Raw genomic sequence first — 23,919 nt, forward strand, 5'->3', positions numbered from 1 at the left:
ATAATGTGCGTTTTGCATCCCATCATCGCTTTCCGCGTCGCCCTTTATGCCCGATCTGCTCGCGAATCTCAACCCTGAACAATACGCCGCCGTCACGTTGCCGAACGAACCGGCGCTGATCCTCGCGGGGGCGGGCAGCGGCAAGACGCGGGTGCTGATCACGCGGATCGCGTGGCTGATCCGGCAGGGCTACGCGTCGCCCGCGACCGTGCTCGCCGTCACCTTCACGAACAAGGCCGCGCGCGAGATGATGGCGCGCCTGTCGGCGATGATGCCGATCGATACGCGCGGGATGTGGATCGGCACGTTCCACGGCCTGTGCAACCGGATGCTGCGCGCGCACTACCGCGACGCGGGCCTGCCGCAGACCTTCCAGATCCTCGACACGTCCGACCAGCTGTCCGCGATCAAGCGGCTGATGAAAGGCGCGAACATCGACGACGAGAAATACCCGCCGAAGAACGTCCAGTACTTCATCAACAACGCGAAGGAGCAGGGGCTGCGGCCGGACAAGGTCGACGCGACCGACAGCTTCAACCGCAAGTTCGTCGAGATCTACCAGGCGTACGACCAGCAGTGCCAGCGCGAAGGTGTCGTCGACTTCCCCGAGCTGCTGCTGCGCTGCTACGAGCTGCTCGCGCACAACCCGCCGCTGCGCGCGCATTACCAGGCGCGCTTCAAGCACATCCTCGTCGACGAGTTCCAGGATACGAACAAGCTGCAGTACGCGTGGCTCAAGCTGCTCGCGGGCGGCCAGAACGCGATCTTCGCGGTCGGCGACGACGACCAGTCGATCTACGCGTTCCGCGGCGCGAACGTCGGCAACATGCGCGACTTCGAGGACGAGTTCCGGGTGCGCAACCTGATCAAGCTCGAGCAGAACTACCGGTCGCACGGCAACATCCTCGACGCCGCGAACCACCTGATCTCGAACAACGCGCATCGCCTCGGCAAGAACCTGCGCACCGATGCCGGCCACGGCGAGCCCGTGCGCGTGTACGAGGCGACGACCGATTCGCAGGAAGCCGGCTGGATCGTCGAGGAGGTCCGCTCGCTGATCAATACCGGGATGGCGCGCAGCGAGGTCGCGATCCTGTACCGCAGCAACGCGCAGTCGCGCGCGATCGAGCACACGCTGATGACGGCCGGCATCCCGTACCGCGTGTACGGCGGCCTGCGCTTCTTCGAGCGGCAGGAAGTCAAGCACGCGCTCGCGTACCTGCGCCTGATCGACAACCCGAACGACGACACCGCGTTCGCGCGCGTCGTGAACTTTCCGGCGCGCGGCATCGGCGCGCGCTCGATCGAGCAGCTCGCCGACGCGGCGCGCCTGTACGGCTGCGCGATGGCCGCCGCGATCCCGTACGTGACCGGCAAGGCCGGCACGAGCCTCGGCGCGTTCGCGAACGTGGTCGCGAAGATGCGCGCCGATACGCAGCAGATGAGCCTGCCGGAGACGGTCGAATACGTGGTGCGCGCGAGCGGCCTCGCCGATTTCTACCAGGGCGAGCGCGAAGGCCAGGACCGTCTCGAGAACTTGCAGGAACTCGTCAACGCGGCGACCGCGTTCGTTAGCGAGGAAGGCTACGGGCTCGACACGCCGGCCCGCTCGATCCCGCTGCGCGCGGGCGCGATCGCGGCGCCGGAACTTGGCGCCCAGCCGGACGGCGCGTTGGTCGACGTGCTCGACCCGGCGTCCCCGGGCGACCCCGCGCAGAACCCCGACACGATGACGCCGCTCGCGGGCTTCCTGTCCCATGCGTCGCTCGAGGCAGGCGACAACCAGGCGCAGGCCGGGCAGGACGCGGTGCAGCTGATGACGGTGCATGCGGCGAAGGGCCTCGAATTCGCGGCGGTGTTCATCACCGGCCTCGAGGAGGGGCTGTTCCCGCACGAGAACAGCGTGCTCGAATCCGACGGCCTCGAGGAGGAGCGCCGCCTGATGTATGTCGCGATCACGCGCGCGAAGGAGCGGCTCTACCTGTCGTTCGCGCAGAGCCGGATGCTGCATGGGCAGACGCGCTACAACGTGCGCTCGCGCTTTTTCGACGAGTTGCCGCAGCATGTGCTGAAGTGGCTGACGCCGAAGGTCGAGGCGGGCGCGCGCTGGGGCGGCGGTCGCAGCGACAACGCGGGCTGGGGCCGCGACTGGTTCGCGCGGCCGGGCGCCGGGCGCGAGCAGGTCGTCGACGCGGCCGTGTCGGCGCCGTTGCCCGCGTTCGCGAATCAGCAGCGCGCGGCCGACACCGGCTTCCGGGTCGGCCAGCAGGTGTTCCACACCAAGTTCGGCGAAGGCACCGTCACCGCGCTCGAAGGCAACGGCGCGGATGCGAAGGCCCAGGTGAAATTCAAGCGGCACGGCGAGAAATGGCTCGCGCTCGCGGTCGCGAAACTGCAGGCGGTCGAATGAGCATGGCTATCACGTCTTCTTCGCCGGGCAAGCCGCTCGGCATTCTCGCCGCGCTGCCCGAGGAACTCGGCGACCTGATCGCCGCGATGCGCGCCGAGGGCGCGGTCGAGACGGTCACGCTCGGCCGCCGTGACTATCACGTCGGCACCGTGCACGGCGCGGCGTGCGTCGTCACGCTCGCGCGGATCGGCAAGGTCGCGGCCGCCGCGACGGTCAGTGCGCTGATCCACGTGTTCGGCGTCGCGGGCGTCGTGTTTACGGGCGTCGCGGGCGGCGTCGCGCGCGCGGTGCGGGTCGGCGACGTCGTCGTCGCGGATACGCTGCTGCAGCACGATCTCGACGCGTCGCCGCTGTTTCCGCGCTACGAGGTGCCGCTGCTCGGCACCACGCATTTCGACACCGACGCCGAGTTGTCCGCGCGCCTGAAGGCCGCGTGTGCGCAGTTCATCGCGGAAGAGGGCGGCGCGCTCGCCGAACGCTTCCGGCTGGCCGGCGCGCAGTTGCGCAACGGGCTCGTGATCAGCGGCGACCGCTTCGTGTCGAGCGAGCGCGAGGTCGTCGCGCTGCGCGACGCGCTGCCGGACGCGCTCGCGGTCGAGATGGAAGGCGCGGCGATCGCGCAGGTGTGCGTCGAGCACGGCGTGCCGTTCGCGCTCGTGCGCACGATCTCCGACACCGCCGACGATCACGCGACCCAGTCGTTCTCGCATTTCCTGTCGGAAATCGCGAGCACCTATTCGTCCGGCATCCTCAAGCGTTTCCTGACGCTGCATGCGGCGACGGCGGCCTGAGCGCCACCGTCGTCCGGTCCTTGGCGGGGCCGTCGCGCGTCGCCGCGCGCCGGCCCCGCCGCCTTGCCCGCGCTACGCGCGCCGGCTGCCTTCGAGGTTCGGCAGGAACACCGTCAGCACGCCGATGAGCGGCAGGAACGAGCACACCTTGTAGACGAACGCGATGCTCGTCGCGTCGGCGAGCTGGCCGAGCACCGCCGCGCCCACGCCGCCGAGCCCGAACGCGAGGCCGAAGAACAGCCCCGCGACCATGCCGACCTTGCCGGGCATCAGCTCCGTCGCGTAGACGATGATCGCGGCGAACGCGGACGCGAGCACGACCCCGATGATCACCGACAGCACGCTCGTCCAGAACAGGTTCGCGTACGGCAGCAGCAGCGTGAACGGCGTGACGCCGAGGATCGACGCCCAGATCACGTACTTGCGGCCGATGCGGTCGCCGACGGGCCCGCCGATCAGCGTGCCGGCGGCCACGGCCGCGAGGAACACGAACAGGTGGAACTGCGCGGCCTGCACCGACAGGTGGAACTTGTCGATCAGGTAGAACGTGAAATAGCTGTTGATGCTCGCGAGATAGAAGTACTTCGAGAACACGAGCAGCACCAGCACGCCTGTGGCGAGCATCACGCGGTTGCGCGGCAGCGTCGCGTGCGCGGCAGGCGCGCCTTTCTTGCGCATCGACGGATGCTGCTTGTACCAGTGGCCGATGCGCGTGAGCACGACCATCGCGACGAGCGCGGCGGCCGAGAACCACGCGATGCTCGGCTGGCCGTGCGGAATCACGACCAGCGCGGCGAGCAGCGGCCCGAGCGCCGAGCCCGCGTTGCCGCCGACCTGGAACACCGACTGCGCGAGCCCGTGACGGCCGCCCGACGCCATCCGCGCGACGCGCGACGATTCCGGATGGAACACCGACGACCCGCAGCCGACGAGCGCCGCGGCGACCAGCAGCACGCCGAAGCTCGGCGCGACCGACATCAGCAGCAGCCCCGCCAGCGTGAAGCCCATGCCGACCGGCAGCGAGTACGGCTGCGGGCGCTTGTCGGTATAGAGCCCGATGAGCGGCTGCAGCAGCGACGCGGTGATCTGGTAGGTCAGCGTGATCAGGCCGATCTGCGCGAACGACAGCGCGAACTGGCTCTTGAGCATCGGATAGATCGCGAGGATCAGCGACTGGATCATGTCGTTGAGCAGGTGCGAGAAGCTGATCGCGCCGAGCACCGGATAGACGGTGCGGGCCGCGGGGGCGGCAGGCGCCGCGTGCGGCAAGGGGGCGGCCGGCGCGGCCTGGCCGGCGGCGCGCGTGTCGAGGCTGGTTTCCATGTGAGCTGAGCGGGTTGGGGTGGCGGGGCGCGCTGGGTGCGGGACGGCGCGTTTGGATCGTTGCAGCGTCAAGCAAGTGTAATGTGGCGCATTGTGAATGTCCGGCCAAGTTTTGTCGCAAATCAGACATTGAGGGGCACATCGCCGGTCGCGCGCCTTTTTGGCCGGGTATAACGCTGGCGGTGTGCGCCGTGTCGGGCTGCGTTGCACCGGATGCGCGTTTTACCGGACTCAAGGAATGCCGCCGGCTGCCGTAGAACCGACGAAATAACCAGACGAGCGCGCCGCCCCGGACGCCGGCCACGAGCCGCGCCGGGGCGGACGCGCGGGCGCGACAGCCATCGCGCCGGCCGCCGGAACCGACCTTTCCGGCAGCGTGATCAATATGGGGACTCTATCGATGAATGCAGCTTCACTGCGTCCGCAGGCGGGCGCTCCTGTCGACGCGCCGGGCGACGGCGCCAAGCGTGCCGCCCGGCGTGCGCGCCAACCCTGGAGCGTCAAGGCGACGCTGCGCGCCGCGTTCGCGGTGCTGCTGGCCGGCACGCTCGCGATCGGGGTGTTTTCGCTCGCGCAGATCAGCCGCCTGAACGGCTCGATCGCGTCGGTCTACGAGCAGGGGCACGTCGCGAGCCGCGCGGCGCAGGAAGTGCGGGCCGAAGTGCTGCGCGCGAGCCGCGCGCAGAAGATGCTGCTGACCGCGACGACCGCGAAGGAGCGCGACGAGCTCGGCGCCGAGATCGATGCGGGGCTCGCGTCGATCGGCAAGGCGCTCGGCACGCTGCAGCGCTATGCGGATTCTGCGGACGCGGACGATTCGGCGCGGCTGCGCGCGTTCGCATCGGCGGTCGGCGGCTGGAGCGGCCATCTCCGTGATTTCGTCACGCTGGTGCGCGCGCAGCCGCTCGACCTGTCGCAGATGAACTGGCAGGTCGGCACGCAGGACGTGTCGCTGCTCGTCGAGACGGGCAAGCTCGAAAGGCTCGTCGGCGAACTCGTGAAGACGCGCGGCGCGAAATCGAAGGCGACGCTCGATGCGTCGTCGACGATCTTCTCGTCGTCGTTCGCGATGATCGCGGCGTCGACCGCCGCGCTGATCGTGCTCGCGATGGTGATCGCCGAGCGGGTCGTGCGCCGCCTCGTCGCGCAGCTCGGCGGCGAGCCCGCGTACGCGAAGGCGATTGCCGCCGACATCGCGCGGGGCGACCTGACGCAGCCGATCGCACTCGGCCGGCGCGACCGCGACAGCATGGTCCGCGCGCTGTCCGACATGCAGGCCGGGCTCGCGACGACGGTCTCCGAGATCGCCGTCAGCGCCGAGGCGATCGCGGCCGCGTCCGGCGAGATCTCGGTGGGCAACCTCGACCTGTCGCAGCGCACCGAGCAGCAGGCGGTCGCGCTCGAGAAGACCGCGGCCAGCATGGAGCAGCTGACGTCGACGGTGCGCCAGAACGCCGAGAACGCGCGGCAGGCGAGCGCCCTCGCGGAGAACGCGTCGACGGTCGCGGAGGCGGGCGGCGAGGTGGTCAACCGGGTCGTCGCGACGATGAGCGAGATCGACGAGAGCGCGAAGAGCATCCGCGACATCATCGGCGTGATCGAGGGCATCGCGTTCCAGACCAATATCCTCGCGCTCAACGCGGCGGTCGAGGCGGCGCGTGCCGGCGAGCAGGGGCGCGGCTTCTCGGTGGTGGCGGGCGAGGTGCGCCTGCTCGCGCAGCGCGCGGCGACCGCGGCGAAGGAAATCCGGGCGCTGATCGGCGCGTCGGTCGAGCGCGTCGCGAACGGCGCGGCGCTCGCGCACGATGCGGGCCGCACGATGGGCGACGTGGTGCGCGCGGTGAAGCGCGTGACCGACATCATCGGCGAGATCTCGGCCGCGTCGAGCGAGCAGAGCGCGGGCATCGACGAGATCGGCCGCGCGGTCACGCAGATGGACGCCGGCACCCAGCAGAACGCGGCGCTCGTCGAGCAGGCGGCTGCCGCGGCGAGCGCGCTCGACGAGCAGGCGCAGGCGCTGAAGGCGCTGGTCGGGCGCTTCCGGTTCACGGCGCCTGTTGGCGCCTGACGCGCGCGGCAGGCGCCGGCAGGGTATTGCGGCGGCCCGGCGGGCCGCCGCGCGTTACGACTTCTTCTTCTGCTTGTCCGGATCGATGATGACCGTGCAGGTCGTGCCGGCCGACAGCAGCACGCCGTCGGGCACTTCGTCGATCTTGATCCGCACCGGCACGCGCTGCGCGAGGCGCACCCAGTTGAAGGTCGGGTTCACGTCGGCGACGAGGTCGCGGCTTTGCGGGTTGTCGCGATCGAAGATGCCGCGCGAGATGCTCTCGACGTGGCCCTTCAGCACGCCGCCGCTCATCAGTCGCATTTCGGCCGGCGCGCCGACGGTCACGCGCGGCAGCTTGGTTTCCTCGAAATAGCCGTAGACCCAGAACGACTGGCTGTCGACGATCGCGAGCTTGGCCTGGCCGGCCACCGCGTAGTTGCCCTTGAACGTCTGCAGGTTCGTGATGTAGCCGTCGACCGGCGCGACGACGCGCGTGCGCTCGAGGTTGAGCTTCGCGGCGTCGAGCGCGGCGAGCGCCTGCTGGTACTGCGCATCGGCGCTCGTCGCGCTGTGCGCGGCGTTCTCGCGGTTTTCCTTCGACACGACGAGCGCGTCGAGGTCCGCGCGGCGGGCCGCGTCGTCGCGGCGCATCTGCAGTTCCGCACGGCGGGCGGCAACGGCCGCCTGCGCCTGCTCGACCGCGATCTGGTAGTGCGACGGGTCGATCTGCATGATCAGGTCGCCTTTCTTCACGAGCTGGTTGTCGTGCACCGGCAGCTCGACGATCGCGCCCGACACGTCTGGCGCGACGTTGACGATCTCGGCGCGCACGCGCCCGTCGCGCGTCCACGGATCATCCATGTAGTGCACCCACAATGAGCGCCCGATCAGTATCGCGACGATGAGGATGACGGCCGTCGCGACGAAGCCGAAGAGTTTTCGCAGGATCATGATGGTGTGGTTCAACGGTAAACGGCGAGGCTCAGCCCGCCGCAGATGCAGACGAGAAGGCAGGCCCGGAACAGCGACGGGTGCCAGACGAGACGGTAGAGCCCGGTGTAGGCGAGCAGCCGGTCGACGGCCCACGTCGCCAGCGCGCCGATGACGAACATCAGCACGACCGTGGGCATGTAGGCATCGAGGATGGCGAGTTCACGCGGCATCATGACGGGGTTCCTTGTTGGGCGCGCGCGGGGCGGTTGCGATTGAGCGGCGCGAGCGGCGATTCCGGATCGAGCAGCGCGGTGCGCACGAAATGCAGATGGCTCAGGATGCGCTGCAGCCGGTGGCGCTCCTCGCGCGACGGCGTGAACGCGTCGAGCGTCTGACGGGTCGCGTCGATCGCGTCGTTCGCCGCGGCGAGCGTCGCATCGAAGCGCTCGGCGCTCGGCTGCGTGAACAGGGCGGACAGCGCGGCGCGCATCGTCTCGATTGCGCGCCGCCACGGCGTCGCCGGCGCATAGCGCGGGTCGGGCGGCAGCGTCGCGAGTTCGTCGCGCAGGTCGATCGTCGCGTTGCCGGTCTCGAGCACCGTGAACATCCAGCGCAGCGCGTCGCGCTGCACGTCGGGCTGATCGGCCGAGATCGTGTGCGCCTGGTACATCAGGTCGCGCGCGCCGCTCTCGAAGCGGGTGCGCAGGCCCGCGAGCCGAGCATGGCAGGCCGCGACCGCCTGGTGGCGCAGGTCCGCGAACAGGCGCTTCTTGAGCCACGGCGCGGTCGGCGGGAACAGCACCGCGAACGCGATCGCCGATACGAGCATCGACAGCACGAGCGCGAGCGCGTCGTTCATGAAGCTCGACGGGTCGTAATGCGTGATGCTGTCCGGGCCGGCAAGGAAGCAGAAGAAGATCAGGTAGCCCATGCCGTAGCCCGCGAGCTTCGGTTTCAGCGTCATGTAGATGCCGATCGCGAGCAGTGGGGCGAGCGCCGCGCACAGCAGCACGAAGCCGTCGATCCGCGGGTAGATCCCGAACGTCAGCAGAAAACCCGTGCAGACCGCGAGGGCCGTGCCGATAGCCATTTGCGCGGACATCGCGGTCGGGCGCGGCGTCGACGACGCGAGTGCGCAGGTTGCCGCTGCCGTCAGCACCAGCGTGACGCCATTCGGCCAGGCGCTCTCGATCCAGAACCAGCCGAGCGCCAGGATCACCGTCGCGGTGCGGATGCCCGCGATCACCGAGGCCGTCAGGTTGGTGCGCGGCTCGTAGCGTTCGATCCAGCGTTCGCGCTCGTGCGTCGCGGTCGCGAGCGACGCGTAGGTCGCCGCATATTCCTGCAAGTCGGTGATGAAGCGGTACAGCAGCTCGGCGGCCGTGTCGAAGTCGAGCAACGGGCAGTCGGGCTGCGTTTCGAGTTCCGCGCGCGTCGCGCGGATGCGGCGCGGCAGCGCGTCGCGCCACGCGAGCAGCTGTTCGGCTGTGTGCGCGGCGTCGGCCGACGTGCGCACGGGTTCGCCGTTGCGCGTGAGCAGCGGCGCGATCTCGCGGAAATACGGTTCGATCGCCGCGATCGCGGCCTGCGCGCCGGCCGCGTGCAGCCGGTTCATCAGCTGGTGCAGCGCGTGAAAGCGGCTCGATGCGCTCATGAACTCGCTGTTCAGCCGCGCGAGGCGGCCGCTGCGCATGCGCGTGTCGGGATCCTCGAACACGGCCATGCTGCGCGCGGCTTCGAAACCGACCACGTCGGCGACGAAGCGGGTATGGATGGCTTCGATGTGCGCGCGGTCGAGCTGACCGGACAGCGCCGACGCGACGTAGTCGACGAAACTCCCGAAGCGCTTGCGGACCGTCGTGCGCATCTGCTCGCCCGTGTACTGCGGAAACACGAGCGCACTGACGACGCCGGCCGACACGATCCCGACGATCACCTCGGAGACGCGCGTCAGCGCGCTCATGAAGGCGCCGTCCGGGTGTTGCGAGGCGGGCAGGCCGATCAGCGCGGTCGTATAACCGGCGAGCAGGAAACCGTAGCTGCGGAAGTTGCGGTTGCGCGCGGCGCCGGCCGTGCACAGCGCGATCCACAGCGCGATGGACAGCAGGAACAGCTGCGGCTGCTGCGGAAACAGCGAGACGAACGTGAGCGTCGCGACGAGTCCGAAGATCGTGCCGGCGACCCGGTAGAAGCTCTTCGCGAACACCGCGCCGCTTTGCGGCTGCATCACGATGAACACGGTCGTCATCGCGGTCTTCGGCGCCGGCAGGTCGAGGCGCATCGACACGCCGAGCGCGATGAACGCCGCGAGCAGCGCCTTGACGAGATAGAGCCAGGCGACGCCGTCGGTGCGGGCCCAGTCGCCGAGCGCGGCGAGCCACGCCGACGGCGGATTGCCGGCGGACGGAGAGGCGGAAGAGGTGGCTGGCATGATGAGCGCTCCGCGTTACCGGGCTGCCGGCGCGTGGGCCGCGTCGGTGCTCGCGAGCGGCGATGCGCCGGCGGCTTTCGGATTCGACGCGGCGGCAGCCGGCGCCGATGCCTTGGCGCCCGACGCACCGACGCCCGGCGTAGCGACGCCCGGCACATCCTCACCCGTCTCGACGCCGCCGCCGAGCGCGGCCATCAGCGCCGCGTGCGCGGACAGGCGCTCCGCGTCGATCCGCGCGGCCGTTTCCTGCGCACGCAACAGCTGCTGCTGAGCGACCAGCACGTTCACGTAATCGGTCAGGCCGCGGCGGAAGCCTTCGCGCGACAGCTGATAGCTGCGGTCGTTCGCGGCCACCGAGCGGGCGGCATCCTTCTTCTGCGTATCGAGCGAGCGGATCCGCACGACCTGGTCGGCGATGTCCTTGAGCGCGCCGACGATCGTCTGGTTGTAGCGCTCGACCGCCTGGTCGTAGCCGGCCGACGCCGCGCCGAGCTGCGCGCGCAGCCGGCCGCCTTCGAAGATCGGCAGCGACACCGCCGGGCCGGCGGTCCAGCCGCCGTTCATCGCGCGCAGGAAGTCGGCGAACGGCGCGGTCACGCCGAAGCCGCCGACGGTCGCGAGCAGGTCGATGTTCGGATAGAACGCGGCCTTTGCGACGTCGATGCCGCGCGCCTGCGCGTCGACCGTCCAGCGCGCCGCGACGACGTCCGGCCGGCGGCCGAGCAGGTCGGCCGGCAGCGCGGACGGCAGGCCGGCCGGCGCGTCGAGCGCGAGCTTCGGCCGCGCGATCGCATCGCCCGCGCCTGGCCCCTTGCCGGCGAGGGCGGCAAGCTGGTGGCGGGCGAGCTGGATCGCTTCCTCGTACGTATCGATCTGGCGTTCGTAGTCGGGCAGCGTCGATTCCGCCTGGCTGACCTCGAGCTGCGTGCCGAGGCCGGCCTGCAGCCGCTTGCGCGCGAGCTCCGCGAGCGCATGCTGGCGCTCGAACGTGTCGTGCGCGAGGTCGAGCAGCGCGTAGTTCATCGACAGCCCGACGTAGGCGCGCACCACGTTGACCTCGAGCTCGAGCCGCGCCGCGCGGGCGTCGGCCGCGCTCGCGTGCGCGACGTCGAGCGCGCGCTCGGTCGCGTTCTTGTCCTTGCCCCACAGGTCGAGGTGGTACGACAGGCCGAGCGTGCCGGTGTTGTTCCAGGTGTCGGCGTTCGCGAGCGGTCCCGGGCCGTAGAACACGTTGTCCGGCCAGTGCTGGCGCATCAGCGACAGGTTGCCGTTGATCTGCGGCAGTTCGGCCGAGCGGGCGACGCGGGCCATCGCCTGCGCCTCGCGCACGCGCGCCTGCGCGGCGGCGAGCGTCGGGTTGCCGGCCTGCGCGGCGGCGATCCACGCGTCGAGCTGCGGATCGCGGTACGCCCGCCACCAGTCGGCCGCGGGCCAGCCCGCGTCGCGGTCGGCCGCGCGGATGGCGGCCCCGGCGTCGAGCGCGCCCGGGTCGATCTGCGTGGACTGCGGCTTGTTGTCGCCCATGCTCGCGCATCCGGCCATTATTAATGAGACTGCAAGAACCGCGAGTGCGAGCGTCCCTTTTTTTGCCGGAGACTGCACGATTTTCTCCCTTTCGGATATAGATGAGCCGACAGGGATTATATTTTTAGGCAATTGCTGAATATACGGACAACGGTGCAAGTCATTTTTACAAAAGCTGAGATAATATTTGTTGGTGAGCGTGTAACAATCCTCCCCGATTCTCACGGGTAATGGCATGGATACGTTACAGAACATGCGGGTATTCATGCGCGTGGTCGACGCGGGCAGTTTCACCGCGGCCGCGCAGCAGATGAATTCGACGACCGCCTATACGTCGCGCGCCGTCTCGGACCTGGAGGCGCACCTGCGCACCCGGCTCCTGAACCGGACCACGCGCCGCATCGCGCTGACCGAGGCCGGTGAACGCTATCTGCAGCGCTGCGAACAGATCCTCGCGTATGTCGACCAGGCGGAAGCGGAAGCGAGCGACGCGCACGCGCGTCCGTCGGGCAAGCTCAAGGTGCACTGCTTCACGAGCCTCGGCCAGCACTACACGGTGCCGGCCGTGTCGCGCTATCGCGAGCGCTATCCGGACGTGCACGTCGACCTGACGCTCGCGCAGCGGATGCCGGACTTGCTCGACGAGGGCTACGACGTCGCGATCGTCGTCGGCCGCGACCTGCCGGATTCGGGGCTCGTGTCGCAGCGGCTCGGCGAATCCTACAGCGTTGTCTGCGCGTCGCCGCGCTACCTCGAGCAGCACGGCGTGCCGCAACAGCCGCAGGATCTCGCGCGCCACACCTGTCTCGGCATGGTCGCGCCGGGCTTTCACTACGACGACTGGACGCTGTCCGGGCCGAACGGCGACGAGCATGTCGTGCTGGCGGCGCCGCCGTTTCGCGTGAACGTCGCCGAGGCGCTCGCGGTGGCCGTGCGGGAAGGGATGGGCATCGGCGTGCTGCCGATCTACTCGGCGATCGCCGGCCTGCGCAACGGCCATTTCGTGCGCGTGATGCCCGAATACCGGTCGCACGCGATGAACATCTACGCGTTGTACCCGTCCCGTCAGTATCTCGACGCGAAAATCCGGACCTGGGTCGATTTCCTGCGCGACGAGTTGCCGGCGACGCTCGACGCCGACGAGGCCGCGCTGGAGCAGTTCACGCGCGCGACATGACGTCGCGGGATCACGAAATCTGACGAGATTTGTCGTTCGCGCAACACTTTTTTACGGTCGTCCGGCGGACAGTTTGATAGTGTCTGGATCAGAGTGAACTGCAGCAATACGGAGAAGCAATGGATACGCACCTGATGATCGGCCTTGGAATCCTGTTCGGCGTGATTGGCGCCGTCGCGTCGCGCGACCTGCTGCGCGCGATGAAGGCGCGGCTGCAGCCGGCGCCGGTCCGGGTGCGCTCGGCGTCGGAAGCCGCGCGCCGCCTCGGGCGCTGAAGCGCCGGGGCAGCGGGGCCGTCTAGCAGGTGGCCGCCCCGCGGTTGGCCACCCCGTCAAGCACCACGACCTTGTCCCACGCGAACGCGGTGTTTTCCAGCTCGCCGGTGCGCCGGCGAATGTAGCCGCGCGGATTGCAGACGACGCGCGTGCCGTCCTCCGTCAGGTAATCGAATGACGTATGCGTGTGACCGTGCGCCCAGAGGGCGACCGGTGCGCGCACCAGCCCCGCCAGATCGCTGACGAACCCGGCCGAGACCGGATCCTGCGCATAGCGCTCGGCCAGCGAGCGCCGGTGCGGCGCGTGATGGGTCACCACGATCGTCTTGCCCGCAAACGGCGCAGCCAGCTGCGCTTCGAGCCACGCCCGCGAGCGGCGGTGCAGCGCGAGCGCATCGGCCGGCGTGAAATCGCGCTCCGCGCCGCGTGCCGGCGCGTCGCCACCCGCGTGTACCGCTGCGTCGTGCGGCCACGTCACCTGAATCAGTCCCTTGAAATCGAGCATCACGCGCGACGCCGCATCGATCGCGTGCGCGATGCTCGCGTCGTCCGCGCCGAACAGCGCGAAGTCGGTCCACAGCGTCGTGCCGAGCACCCGGAAGCGCGCGGCCGGATCGACGTAGACGTCGTTGTTCAGGTAATGCACGTTGTCGAGCGCGCGCGCCGCGTCGCGCATCGCCGCCTCGAGCGCGCCGAACTCGCCGTCGTAGTACTCGTGGTTGCCCGGCACGTAGATCACCGGCACTTCGGGGTCGAACGTCTCGGCGGCCCAGCGCAGGCCCTCCGCGTGGTTGTGGATGTCGCCGGCCAGCACGACGAGATCCGCGTCGGCATGGGGAATCACGTCGGGCAGGTTGCTTTCGAGATGCAGGTCGGACAGCACGCGGATCTTCACGAACGTCGCTCCGAAAGAGATGGCTTCAGCGTAGCACTTTGCCGGGGTTCATCAGGCCGCGCGGATCGAGCGCGGCCTTCAGCGCGCGCATCAGCCCGATCTCGACCGGCGACTTGTAGCGCTGCGCATCGTCGATCTTCAGCTGGCCGATCCCGTGTTCCGCGCTGATCGTGCCGTGGTGACGGTGCACGTTGTCGTAGACGATCCGGTTGACCGGCGCCTGGTATTCGGCGAGGAACGCCTTCGGGTCGCCGCCTGCGGGCGTCTGCACGTTGTAGTGGAGGTTGCCGTCGCCGAGATGGCCGAACGTTACCATCCGCGCCCCCGGCGCCGCCTGCTGGATCGCCGCATCGGTCTCGTCGATGAAGCGCGCGATCGACGAGATCGGCACCGCGATGTCGTGCTTGATGTTGAGCCCTTCGTCGGCCTGCGCGAGCGGGATGTGTTCGCGCAGGTCCCAGAACGCGCGCGATTGCGCGAGGTTCTCCGCCACCACCGCATCGACGACGATGCCGGCCTCGAACGCGTCCTCCATCAGCTTCTCGAACAGCGCGCGCGCGTGCGCTTCGCTCTCGTTGTCCGACAGTTCGAGCAGCACCGTCTGCGGATGCGCTTGCGCGAACGGGTAGCGCAGCTGCGGATAGTGCTTGCCGACGAGCTGCATGCAGAAATCCGACATCAGCTCGAAGCCCGTCAGCAGCGGCCCGGCCGCGCGCTGCGCGAGCGCGAGGAAGTCAAGCGCCGCATGCGGCGATTCGAGCGCCGCGAGCGCCGTGACCTGCGCGGCCGGCTGCGGGTGCAGCTTCATCACGGCGGCGGTGATGATGCCGAGCGTGCCTTCGGCGCCGATGAACAGGTCGCGCAGGTCGTAGCCGGTGTTGTCCTTGCGCAGTCCGCGCAGGCCCTCCCAGATCTCGCCCTGCGGCGTCACGACCTCGAGCCCGAGGCACAGCTCGCGCGCGTTGCCGTAGCGCAGCACCGCGGTGCCGCCGGCGTTGGTCGCGAGGTTGCCGCCGATCGTGCAGCTGCCCTCGGCCGCGAGGCTCAGCGCGAACAGGCGGCCGGCGTCGCGCGCGCGGGCCTGCACGTCGGCGAGGATCACGCCGGCCTCGACGGTGATCGTGTTGTTGTGCGGATCGAGCGCGCGCACGCGATTGAGGCGCGCGAGGCTCAGCACCGCCTGGCCGCCGCTCGCATCGGGCGTCGCGCCGCCGGCGAGGCCCGTATTGCCGCCTTGCGGCACGAGCGCGATGCCGTACAGATTCGCGAGCTTCACGAGCGCCGCGACTTCGGCGGTGTTCGCCGGTTTCAGCACCGCGCACGCGGTACCTTTGTAGCGGCGGCGCCAGTCGGTCAGGAACGGCTCGGTGTCGTGCGCGTCGGTCAGCACGTAGTCCGCGCCGATCGCGTCGCGGCAGGCGGAAACGAAAGCTTCGGAAGAATTCATGGCGGTCGGTCGCGTAAGGATCAGGGCGCGGCGCGTGTTTTTTTCGCCGCGCGTTTGAACGGCGCGACGTACGCAAGCGCCGCCGCGAAGAAGCCGACGGCAAGCGCGGTCTCGCACCAGCCGAGCGTCGCGGACAGGCCGCGATCCGACATGCCGCGCACGACGCCTTCGGCGAAATAGACGAGGATCAGCATGCTCGCCCATTGCATCGTGTAGATGTTACGCCGCCAGACGCCGGGCAGCGCGAGCGCGAGCGGCACCGCCTTGAGCATCAGCGCGGACCCGCCGGGCCGCAGCGGCGCGAGCCAAAGCTCCCACGCGAGCGACAGCGCGATCAGCGCGACGAGGCACGCGGCGGCGGCCAGCGCATGGCGCGGCCGGGCGGCCGGAGCGGGGCGGGCGGGCTCGGGCTGGTTCATGCGGCGACCTGCGCGTCGGCGAGGGCGGCGGCCGTGCGGGCCAGCCGGGCGCCGAGCGCGGCGGCGAGCGCCTTTTCGTCGGCGGACAGCCCGCCGGGCGCGGCGCGCTCGTGCCGCGACACGTGCGACGCGCCGTACGGCGTGCCGCCCGTCTGCGTCGTGCTGAGCGCGGATTCGGTATACGGGATGCCGACGATCATCATCCCGTGATGGAGCAGCGGCAGCATCATCGACAGCAGCGTCGATTCCTGGCCGCCGTGCAGGCTGCCGGTGGACGTGAACACGCACGCGGGCTTGCCGGTCAGCGCGCCGGACAGCCATTGCGGCGTCGTGCCGTCGAGGAAATACTTGAGCGACGCGGCCATGTTGCCGAAGCGGGTCGGCGAGCCGAGCGCGAGGCCCGCGCACTCCTCGAGATCGCGCAGTTCGGCGTACGGCGGGCCGTCGTCGGGAATCTCGGGCGCGGTCGCCTCGCACACGGCGGACACGGGCGGCACGGTGCGGATGCGCGCCTGCATGCCCGGCACGCTGTCGATGCCGTGCGCGATCGCGAGCGCGAGATCGCGCGTCGCGCCGTGACGGCTGTAATAAAGCACGAGGATGTCTTTCATGGGCAAAGGGGCGTTCTCGCGGCAGCGCATGCGCGCGCCGTGCGCGAACCGCCCCTGCCGGATTGAGCGGCTATTATAGGGGCTGAAGCCGTCGCGCGAAGCGACGGTGCGCGCCGTGTGGCGCAGCGGACGTCGAAGGAGGAAACCGTTTGCCGAAGTTGAGCGTCGATCTCGACACCATCAAGCGCCTCGCGCGCTTCGCCGCGAAGCGCAGCGCCGAGGACCGCATCCCGCAGGTGGCGGGCAGTCTCACGTTCACGACGATGCTGGCGCTCGTGCCGCTCGTGACGGTCGCGTTCGCGCTGTTTACCGCGTTCCCGATGTTCGCGTCGTTCCAGATCTCGCTGCAGGGGTTCCTCGCCGATCACCTGATGCCGGCGCAGTTCAACACCCAGATCTTCAAGTACCTGAACCAGTTCGCGTCGAAGGCGAAGGGCCTGACGACGGCGGGCCTGATCGTGCTCGTCGTCACGTCCGTGATGACGATGATGACGATCGAGTCCGCGTTCAACCTGATCTGGCGGGTGCGCAAGCCGCGGCCGTTCGCGCAGCGTGTGCTCGCGTACTGGGCGCTGATCACGCTCGGGCCGCTGCTGTTCGGCGTGAGCCTGTCGATCTCGTCGTACCTGTTCACCCAGTCGCTCGCGATCACGGGCGCCCAGTCGTCGTCGCCGATCCTCGAATGGATGCTGACGGTCGCGTCGCTGCCGCTGACGGTGCTCGCATTCACGCTCCTTTACGTTTATCTGCCCAATTGCACGGTCGCGTGGCGCGACGCGGTGATCGGCGGCCTGTTCGCGGCGGTCGCGTTCGAGCTCGCGAAGCGCGGCTTCGGTTACTACGTGCGGCGGATCCCGACCTACACCGCGGTGTATGGCGCGTTCGCCGCGCTGCCGGTGTTCCTGCTGTGGGTGTACCTGAGCTGGTTCATTGCGCTGCTCGGCGGGATGGTGACGTCGGCGTTGCCGGCGATCCGTGTCGGCCAGTTCCATCGCGTCCACTATCCGGGCAGCGATCTGCTCGACGGGCTGGAACTGCTCGCGCGGCTCGCCGAAGCGCGCGCGGCCGGCAAGTCCGGCTATTCGGCGCCACGGCTCGCGGCGATGCTGCGCTGCGACATGGAATCTGCGCAGCGGTTGCTGGCGCTGATGGAGGAGCACGAGTGGGTCGCGCGCCTGGATGGCGGCAACGGAGCGCAGCGCTACGTGCTGCTCGCGAACCCCGAGCAGCTGACGCTCGCGCAGCTGTTCGACGTGCTGGTGATCGACCGGACCGAACTGACCTACCAGCTGCAGCGCCGCCGCACCCATGTCGACGGCGCGGCCTTGCTCGCGGTGCTGTCGAGCGATCGCTTCGACGTGTCGCTCGCGTCGCTGATCGCCACGCACCGGCACGCGGGCGCGCATCCGGCCCCCGCGGCGATCGTGCCCGCGCCGGGGAGTGCGGACCCGCACGCGCGGCCGCCCCGCACCGCGTGAGCCGCCGTTACAGCGGGATCTTGCCGACGCAGATGTCCCTGAACATCACCCAGTCGCCCATCAGGCTGTAGATCGGGTGGCGGAAGGTGGCGGGGCGGTTCTTCTCGAAGAAGAAGTGTCCGACCCACGCGAACGCGTAGCCGCACACGACGGCGGTCGGCAGCCAAAGCCAGTCGCCGGTCGCGATCGCCATCGCGACGCAGCCGATCACGCCTAGCGAGCCGATGAAGTGCAGCCGCCGGGACGTCAGGTTCTGGTGTTCGTTCAGGTAGTACGGGTAGAAGTCAGCGAAGCTGGCGAAATGCTCCGTATGCGAATGCGCCATGGCCGTCTCCTCGGGCCGCTGTCCATGAAGCCATTGTGCGGCGAGCGGCGGGCGGCCGCAAGCGGGCCGGCTGGAGCGGATTCTCGACGTCCGCGGGCCGAATGCCCGAGGCTGTTGCCGCGGCATGACCGGCGGCCCGCCCGGCCGGCCTCCGCTTTCCTTTTGACAGGCTTTCCGATAGGATCGAAAGCCGGTTTTGCATATATGCATGAGGGGACTACGATGCGCGTCAGCGATATTCTGAAAGTCAAGGGCAACACGCTGTTCACGGTGACGCCCGATACGCCGCTGCGCGAAGCGGTTGATACGATGGCCGAGCACGACATCGGCTCGCTCGTCGTGATGGAGTACGGCGATCTCGTCGGGATGCTGACGTTCCGCGAGATCATTCTGCGCCTGCGCGAAAACGGCGGCGCGATCGGTGAGGCCCAGGTCCGCAAGGTGATGGACGAGCCGCTGACGTGCACGCCCGAAACGGACGTCAACGAAGTGCGCCGGATGATGCTCGAGCGTCACGCGCGCTACATGCCGGTGCTCGACAAGAAGGTGCTGATGGGCGTCATTTCGTTCTACGACGTCGCGAAGACGGTCGTCGAGGCGCAGAGCTTCGAGAACCGGATGCTGAAGGCGTACATCCGCGACTGGCCGGAGCCGGAATCCGAAGCCCACAAGCCGGTCGCCGGCTGAACGCCGTGCCCGCGCCGTCCCATCCGGCGCGGGTGCCTCCGTCCAGCGCAGCGGCGCGGGCCAGGCCTGCGCCCCCGGCGCTGCCTTTCCTCCGATAACCAGGGCCCGCGCAGCTTCGCCGAGACGACGCGCGCGTATTCCGCATGAGCGATCACACGTCAGTCTCGTCAGAGCGCCGCAGCGAACGGCGCGCGCACGCCTCCCAGTTCGACCTGCTGCGCGAACGCCGCTTCGCGCCGTTCTTCACGACCCAGTTTCTCGGCGCGCTGAACGACAACGTCTTCAAGATCGGCTTCACGTCGCTCGTCACTTACCACACCGCGCGGTTTTCCGGCGTCGATGCGAAGACCGCCGCGTTCATGATTTCCGCGATCTTCATCCTGCCGTTCGTGCTGTTCTCGGCGACGTCCGGGCAGATTGCCGACAAGTACGACAAGGCGCGCCTCACGCGCTTCGTGAAGTCCTTCGAGATCGTGCTGATGCTCGTCGGCGCCGCCGGCTTCGTCACGCACAGCGCGGCGCTGCTGTACCTGTGCACGTTCATGATGGGGATGCACTCGACGCTGTTCGGGCCGGTCAAGTATTCATACCTGCCGCAGCACCTGGGCGAGCACGAGTTGGTCGGCGGCAACGGCCTCGTCGAGATGGGCACCTTCATCGCGATCCTGATCGGCACGATCATCGGCGGCGCGGCCGCGGGGCTGGCCGGCCGCGGCGAGCTCGTGCTCGCGGTGAGTTGCGTCGCGATCGCGCTCGCGGGGCGCATCGCCGCGCAGCGCGTGCCGCCGACGCCCGCGCCGCAGCCCGATCTCGTGATCAACTGGAACCCGGTCAGCGAAACGTGGCGCAACCTCGGGCTCGCGCGCCAGAACCGCACCGTGTTCCTGAGCCTGCTCGGCATCTCGTGGCTGTGGTTCGTCGGCGCGACGTTCCTCACGTCGTTCTTCAATTTCGCGAAGGACGTACTGTCCGCGAGCCCCGACGTCGTCACGATCCTGCTCGCGACGTTCTCGGTCGGCATCGGCATCGGCTCGCTGCTGTGCGAGCGGCTGTCGCAGCGGCGCGTCGAGATCGGCCTCGTGCCGCTCGGCTCGATCGGCATCAGCGCGTTCGCGATCGAGCTGTATTTCGCAAGCCATGCGCTGCCTGCGCCGGGGCACCTGCTGTCGGTCGGCGAGTTCCTGGCCGGCGCACGCCACTGGCGCATCCTCGCCGACCTGTTCCTGCTCGCGATGTTCGGCGGCTTCTACAGCGTGCCGCTGTACGCGCTGATCCAGAGCCGCAGCGCGCCGACGCACCGCGCGCGGATCATCGCCGCGAACAACATCCTCAACGCGCTGTTCATGATCGTGTCGGCGGTGATGGCGATGGCGCTGACCAAGGCGGGCGTCAGCATTCCGGGCATCTTCCTCGTCACCGCGCTGCTCAACGTCGTGGTCGCGACCTACATCTACCTGCTCGTGCCCGAATTCCTGCTGCGCTTCGTCGCGTGGGTGCTCGTGCATACGTTCTACCGGATTCGGCTCGTGCACGCGGAGCGGATTCCGGAAGAAGGGGCGGCGGTGCTCGTCTGCAATCACGTCAGCTATGTCGACGCGCTGGTGCTCGCGGCCGCGAGCCCGCGTCCGATCCGCTTCGTGATGGATCACCGGATCTTCAAGACGCCGTTCGCAAGCTGGGTGTTCCGGCACGCGAAGGCGATCCCGATCGCGCCGCGCCATGAGAACCCCGAGATGCTCGCGCGCGCATACGACGCGTGCGAGGACGCGCTGCGGGAAGGGGAACTGGTCTGCATCTTCCCCGAGGGCAAGCTGACGAAGACCGGCGACATCAACACGTTCCATCACGGCGTGACGGAGATCCTGCGCCGTACGCCGGCGCCGGTGATTCCGATGGCGCTGCGCGGCCTGTGGGGCAGCGTGTTCTCGCGGCACGCGGACGCGCGCTGGCCGCGGCCCGTGAAGCGCGGCGTGATGAGCCGGCTGACGCTTGCGGTCGGCGAGCCGTTGCCGGCGGCGCTCGCGACGCCGGAGGCGCTGCAGGCCGCGGTGGCCGAATTGCGCGGCGCGCGCAAGTAGCGGCGGGCAGGGCGGGGTCGCATCGCGCGGCCCGCGCCGCCGGGACGGCTGGCATAATAGCGGCTCAGCTAAACTTTTCGACCGGCGAACGATCGATCGGCCCGCGTTTCGGGGGCGGCGCATCGGTTTGCCTATCTCTCTTTGGGCGGTTCCACCATGTCCGGCAATACCCTCGGCACGCTTTTCACTGTCACGACCTTCGGCGAATCGCACGGTCCCGCGATCGGCTGCGTGATCGACGGCTGCCCGCCGGGCATGGGGCTGACCGAGGCCGACATCCAGCAGGAGCTCGACCGCCGCAAGCCCGGCACGTCGCGGCATGTCACGCAGCGGCAGGAGGCCGACGAGGTCGAGATCCTGTCGGGCGTGTTCGAAGGGCTCACGACCGGCGCGCCGATCGCGCTCCTGATCCGCAACACCGACCAGCGCAGCAAGGACTACGGCAACATCGTCGAGACGTTCCGGCCTGGGCACGCCGACTACACGTACTGGCAGAAATACGGGATCCGCGACTATCGCGGCGGCGGCCGCTCGTCCGCGCGCCTGACCGCGCCGATCGTCGGCGCGGGCGCGGTCGCGAAGAAGTGGCTGCGCGAGCGGTTCGGCGTCGAAGTGCGCGGCTGCATGAGCGCGCTCGGCGAGATCGACGTGCCGTTCGTCGACTGGTCGCACGTGAGCGAGAATCCGTTCTTCTCGCCGAACGCCGACATCGTGCCGCAGCTCGAGGCGTACATGGACGCGCTGCGCAAGGACGGCGACTCCATCGGCGCGCGCATCGACGTCGTCGCATCCGGCGTGCCGGTCGGCTGGGGCGAGCCGGTGTTCGACCGCCTCGACGCGGACATCGCGAAGGCGATGATGAGCATCAACGCGGTGAAGGGCGTCGAGATCGGCGCGGGCTTCGCGAGCGTCGCGCAGCGTGGTTCGGTACACGGCGACGAGCTGACGCCGGCCGGTTTCGTCGGCAATCAGGCGGGCGGCGTGCTCGGCGGCATCTCGACCGGGCAGGACATCACGGTGTCGATCGCGATCAAGCCGACGTCGAGCATCCGCACGCCGCGCCGCTCGATCACGAAGGCGGGCGAGCCCGCGACGGTGGAAACGTTCGGGCGTCATGATCCGTGCGTCGGCATCCGCGCGACGCCGATCGCGGAATCGATGCTCGCGCTGGTGCTGATCGATCACGCGCTGCGCCATCGTGCGCAATGCGGCGACGTCGAAACGCATACGCCGAAGATCGCCGGCAGCGCGACCTGATCCGACCTGAATGCCGCCGCGTAGACGGCAGGCCGTCGAATCCATGTAAAACGGGGTGCTGCATCGAGCGGCACCCCGTTTCGTTTGAGCGGCAAAAAAAGCGCCGCTCGAGGCGGCGCTTTCCGGCACGTCACATGTTCGGGTAGTTCGGCCCGCCGCCGCCTTCCGGCGTGACCCACACGATGTTCTGCGTCGGGTCCTTGATGTCGCAGGTCTTGCAGTGCACGCAGTTCTGCGCGTTGATCACGAGGCGATCGCTGCCGTCGTCGTTCTTCACGAACTCATACACCGCCGCCGGGCAGAACCGGCCTTCCGGCCCCGCGTACGTGCGCAGGTTCACGTTCACCGGCACGTTCGCATCCTTCAGCGTCAGGTGCGCCGGCTGGTTCTCCTCGTGGTTCGTGTTCGAGATGAACACCGACGACAGCCGGTCGAACGTCAGCTTGCCGTCCGGCTTCGGATACTCGATCGGCTCGCACTGCGACGCCGGCTTCAGCATCTCGTGGTCCGCGTGCTTGTGATGCAGCGTCCACGGCACGTTGCCGCCCATCACCTTCTGTTCGAGGCCGACCATCAGCGTGCCGAGATACAGCCCCTTCGCCATCCACTGCTTGAAGTTGCGCGCACGGTACAGCTCGGTGTACAGCCACGACTGCTTGAACGCATCCGGATACGCGTTGAGCTCGTCGCTCTGGCGGCCGGCCTGCACCGCGTCGAACGCGGCGTCCGCCGCCAGCATGCCGGTCTTGATCGCCGCGTGGCTGCCCTTGATCCGCGACGCGTTCAGGAAGCCCGCATCGTCGCCGATCAGCGCGCCGCCCGGGAACACCGTCTTCGGCAGCGACAGCAGCCCGCCCGCGGTGATCGCGCGCGCGCCGTACGACACGCGCTTGCCGCCTTCGAGGAACGCGCGGATCGACGGGTGCGTCTTGTAGCGCTGGAACTCCTCGAACGGCGACAGGTACGGGTTCGTATAGCCAAGGCCGACCACGAAGCCGACCACGACCTGGTTGTTGTCCATGTGGTACAGGAACGAGCCGCCGTAGGTGTCCGACTTCAGCGGCCAGCCGGCGGTGTGGATCACGAGGCCCGGCTTGTGCTTGGCCGGATCGATTTCCCACAGCTCCTTGATGCCGATCCCGTACGCCTGCGGATCGGCGTTCGCGTCCAGCTTGAACTTCGAGATCAGCTGGCGGCCGAGGTGGCCGCGGCAGCCTTCGGCGAACAGCGTGTACTTCGCGTGCAGTTCCATGCCGAGCTGGAAGTTCTCGGTCGGCTCGCCGTCCTTGCCGATGCCCATGTTGCCGGTCGCGACGCCCTTCACGGAGCCGTCGTCGTTGTAGAGGATCTCGGCGGCCGGGAAGCCCGGGAAGATCTCGACGCCCAGCGCTTCCGCCTGCGCCCCGAGCCAGCGCGTGACGTTGCCCAGCGAGATCACGTAGTTGCCGTGGTTCTTGAAGTTGTCCGGCAGCGCCCAGTTCGGCGTCTGCATCGCGCTCTTCTCGGACAGGAACAGGAAGCGGTCTTCGGTCACCTCGACGGTGAGCGGCGCGCCCTGTTCCTTCCAGTCGGGGAACAGCTCGCCGATCGCGCGCGGATCCATCACCGCGCCCGACAGGATGTGCGCGCCGATTTCCGAGCCCTTCTCGAGCACGCAGACGCCGATCTCGGCGCCTTTTTCAGCGGCGAGCTGCTTGAGCCGGATCGCCGCGGACAGCCCGGCAGGGCCGCCGCCGACGATCACGACGTCGTATTCCATCGATTCGCGCGGGCCGTATTGCTCGATGAGGCTTGCGGGGGTCATTGGC

20 protein-coding genes are annotated in these 23,919 nt (G+C 68.9%); 9 read left to right on the forward strand and 11 right to left on the reverse strand.

Annotation, left to right across the window (positions count from 1 at the left end):
* Positions 1-46: 46 nt before the first annotated feature.
* Together B7P44_RS07255 and B7P44_RS07260 are read left to right on the forward strand one after the other, a co-directional pair.
* Complete coding sequence (locus B7P44_RS07255; RefSeq protein WP_084902303.1) at positions 47-2,410, forward strand: UvrD-helicase domain-containing protein; 2,364 nt, start codon at positions 47-49, stop codon at positions 2,408-2,410.
* 2 nt (positions 2,411-2,412) lie between these two features.
* A complete protein-coding gene (locus B7P44_RS07260; protein ID WP_088511422.1) occupies positions 2,413-3,201 on the forward strand; it encodes a 5'-methylthioadenosine/adenosylhomocysteine nucleosidase in 789 nt (262 codons plus the stop codon).
* Positions 3,202-3,273: 72 nt separating this feature from the next.
* On the opposite strand, the gene B7P44_RS07265 is transcribed toward B7P44_RS07260, so the two are convergent.
* Complete coding sequence (locus tag B7P44_RS07265; RefSeq protein WP_084902307.1) at positions 3,274-4,524, reverse strand: MFS transporter; 1,251 nt, start codon at positions 4,522-4,524, stop codon at positions 3,274-3,276.
* Between the two features lie 400 nt (positions 4,525-4,924).
* On the opposite strand from B7P44_RS07265, the gene B7P44_RS07270 reads away from it, so the two are divergent.
* Entirely contained in the window at positions 4,925-6,592 is a 1,668-nt protein-coding gene (locus B7P44_RS07270) for a methyl-accepting chemotaxis protein (protein WP_084902310.1), read from the forward strand.
* A 54-nt stretch (positions 6,593-6,646) separates the two neighbouring features.
* Here B7P44_RS07270 and B7P44_RS07275 read toward each other — a convergent pair whose 3' ends face one another.
* Genes B7P44_RS07275 through B7P44_RS07290 form a run of 4 tightly spaced genes read right to left on the reverse strand, consistent with a single transcriptional unit; the run spans position 6,647 to position 11,540 of the window.
* Positions 6,647-7,525, reverse strand: coding sequence for an efflux RND transporter periplasmic adaptor subunit (locus tag B7P44_RS07275; protein WP_059483608.1), 879 nt, complete (start codon positions 7,523-7,525; stop codon positions 6,647-6,649).
* Between the two features lie 11 nt (positions 7,526-7,536).
* A complete protein-coding gene (locus B7P44_RS07280) occupies positions 7,537-7,740 on the reverse strand; it encodes a DUF1656 domain-containing protein (protein WP_010092591.1) in 204 nt (67 codons plus the stop codon).
* Complete coding sequence (locus B7P44_RS07285) at positions 7,737-9,938, reverse strand: FUSC family protein (protein ID WP_084902314.1); 2,202 nt, start codon at positions 9,936-9,938, stop codon at positions 7,737-7,739. The genes B7P44_RS07280 and B7P44_RS07285 overlap by 4 nt, the downstream gene beginning before the upstream one ends.
* A 15-nt stretch (positions 9,939-9,953) precedes the next feature.
* The gene (locus tag B7P44_RS07290; RefSeq protein ID WP_084902317.1) at positions 9,954-11,540 is read right to left on the reverse strand and encodes an efflux transporter outer membrane subunit; all 1,587 of its coding nucleotides are present in this window, start codon (positions 11,538-11,540) and stop codon (positions 9,954-9,956) included.
* A gap of 157 nt (positions 11,541-11,697) precedes the next feature.
* Between B7P44_RS07290 and B7P44_RS07295 the strand changes: the two genes are divergently transcribed.
* Positions 11,698-12,639 carry a LysR family transcriptional regulator gene (locus B7P44_RS07295; protein ID WP_084902319.1) on the forward strand — a complete coding sequence of 314 codons (942 nt, stop codon included), beginning with the start codon at positions 11,698-11,700 and terminating at the stop codon, positions 12,637-12,639.
* A gap of 119 nt (positions 12,640-12,758) precedes the next feature.
* Complete coding sequence (locus B7P44_RS37100) at positions 12,759-12,914, forward strand: hypothetical protein (RefSeq protein WP_010092586.1); 156 nt, start codon at positions 12,759-12,761, stop codon at positions 12,912-12,914.
* 22 nt (positions 12,915-12,936) lie between these two features.
* Here B7P44_RS37100 and B7P44_RS07300 read toward each other — a convergent pair whose 3' ends face one another.
* From B7P44_RS07300 to wrbA, 4 genes are read right to left on the reverse strand one after another with little or no spacing between them, the layout of a single operon-like run.
* Positions 12,937-13,809 carry a metallophosphoesterase gene (locus tag B7P44_RS07300; RefSeq protein ID WP_084902322.1) on the reverse strand — a complete coding sequence of 291 codons (873 nt, stop codon included), beginning with the start codon at positions 13,807-13,809 and terminating at the stop codon, positions 12,937-12,939.
* Positions 13,810-13,834: 25 nt separating this feature from the next.
* Complete coding sequence (locus B7P44_RS07305) at positions 13,835-15,256, reverse strand: FAD-binding oxidoreductase (protein ID WP_084902325.1); 1,422 nt, start codon at positions 15,254-15,256, stop codon at positions 13,835-13,837.
* Positions 15,257-15,276: 20 nt separating this feature from the next.
* Entirely contained in the window at positions 15,277-15,675 is a 399-nt protein-coding gene (locus tag B7P44_RS07310; RefSeq protein ID WP_084902327.1) for a DUF2069 domain-containing protein, read from the reverse strand.
* Positions 15,672-16,286: an NAD(P)H:quinone oxidoreductase gene (wrbA, locus tag B7P44_RS07315; RefSeq protein ID WP_084902330.1), complete on the reverse strand. Its 615-nt coding sequence runs from the start codon at positions 16,284-16,286 to the stop codon at positions 15,672-15,674. The genes B7P44_RS07310 and wrbA overlap by 4 nt, the downstream gene beginning before the upstream one ends.
* Before the next feature lie 149 nt (positions 16,287-16,435).
* On the opposite strand from wrbA, the gene B7P44_RS07320 reads away from it, so the two are divergent.
* Entirely contained in the window at positions 16,436-17,764 is a 1,329-nt protein-coding gene (locus tag B7P44_RS07320) for a YihY family inner membrane protein (protein ID WP_084902333.1), read from the forward strand.
* 7 nt (positions 17,765-17,771) lie between these two features.
* Here the strand turns inward: B7P44_RS07320 and B7P44_RS07325 are convergent, their stop codons facing one another.
* Positions 17,772-18,089 (reverse strand): Mpo1-like protein, encoded by a 318-nt coding sequence (locus tag B7P44_RS07325; protein ID WP_084902335.1) that lies wholly within the window; start codon positions 18,087-18,089, stop codon positions 17,772-17,774.
* 222 nt (positions 18,090-18,311) lie between these two features.
* On the opposite strand from B7P44_RS07325, the gene B7P44_RS07330 reads away from it, so the two are divergent.
* From B7P44_RS07330 to aroC, 3 genes are all read left to right on the forward strand, one after another.
* On the forward strand, positions 18,312-18,776 hold the full coding sequence (locus B7P44_RS07330; RefSeq protein WP_084902338.1) for a CBS domain-containing protein: 465 nt from the start codon (positions 18,312-18,314) through the stop codon (positions 18,774-18,776).
* Between the two features lie 143 nt (positions 18,777-18,919).
* On the forward strand, positions 18,920-20,854 hold the full coding sequence (locus tag B7P44_RS07335; protein WP_084902341.1) for an MFS transporter: 1,935 nt from the start codon (positions 18,920-18,922) through the stop codon (positions 20,852-20,854).
* A gap of 156 nt (positions 20,855-21,010) precedes the next feature.
* The gene (aroC, locus tag B7P44_RS07340) at positions 21,011-22,111 is read left to right on the forward strand and encodes a chorismate synthase (RefSeq protein ID WP_084902343.1); all 1,101 of its coding nucleotides are present in this window, start codon (positions 21,011-21,013) and stop codon (positions 22,109-22,111) included.
* A gap of 130 nt (positions 22,112-22,241) precedes the next feature.
* Here aroC and B7P44_RS07345 read toward each other — a convergent pair whose 3' ends face one another.
* Positions 22,242-23,915, reverse strand: a complete 1,674-nt coding sequence (locus B7P44_RS07345; protein ID WP_084902346.1) for an electron transfer flavoprotein-ubiquinone oxidoreductase — start codon at positions 23,913-23,915, stop codon at positions 22,242-22,244.
* Between the last annotated feature and the right edge of the window lie 4 nt (positions 23,916-23,919).

This window comes from Burkholderia ubonensis subsp. mesacidophila (assembly GCF_002097715.1).
GTDB lineage: Bacteria > Pseudomonadota > Gammaproteobacteria > Burkholderiales > Burkholderiaceae > Burkholderia > Burkholderia mesacidophila.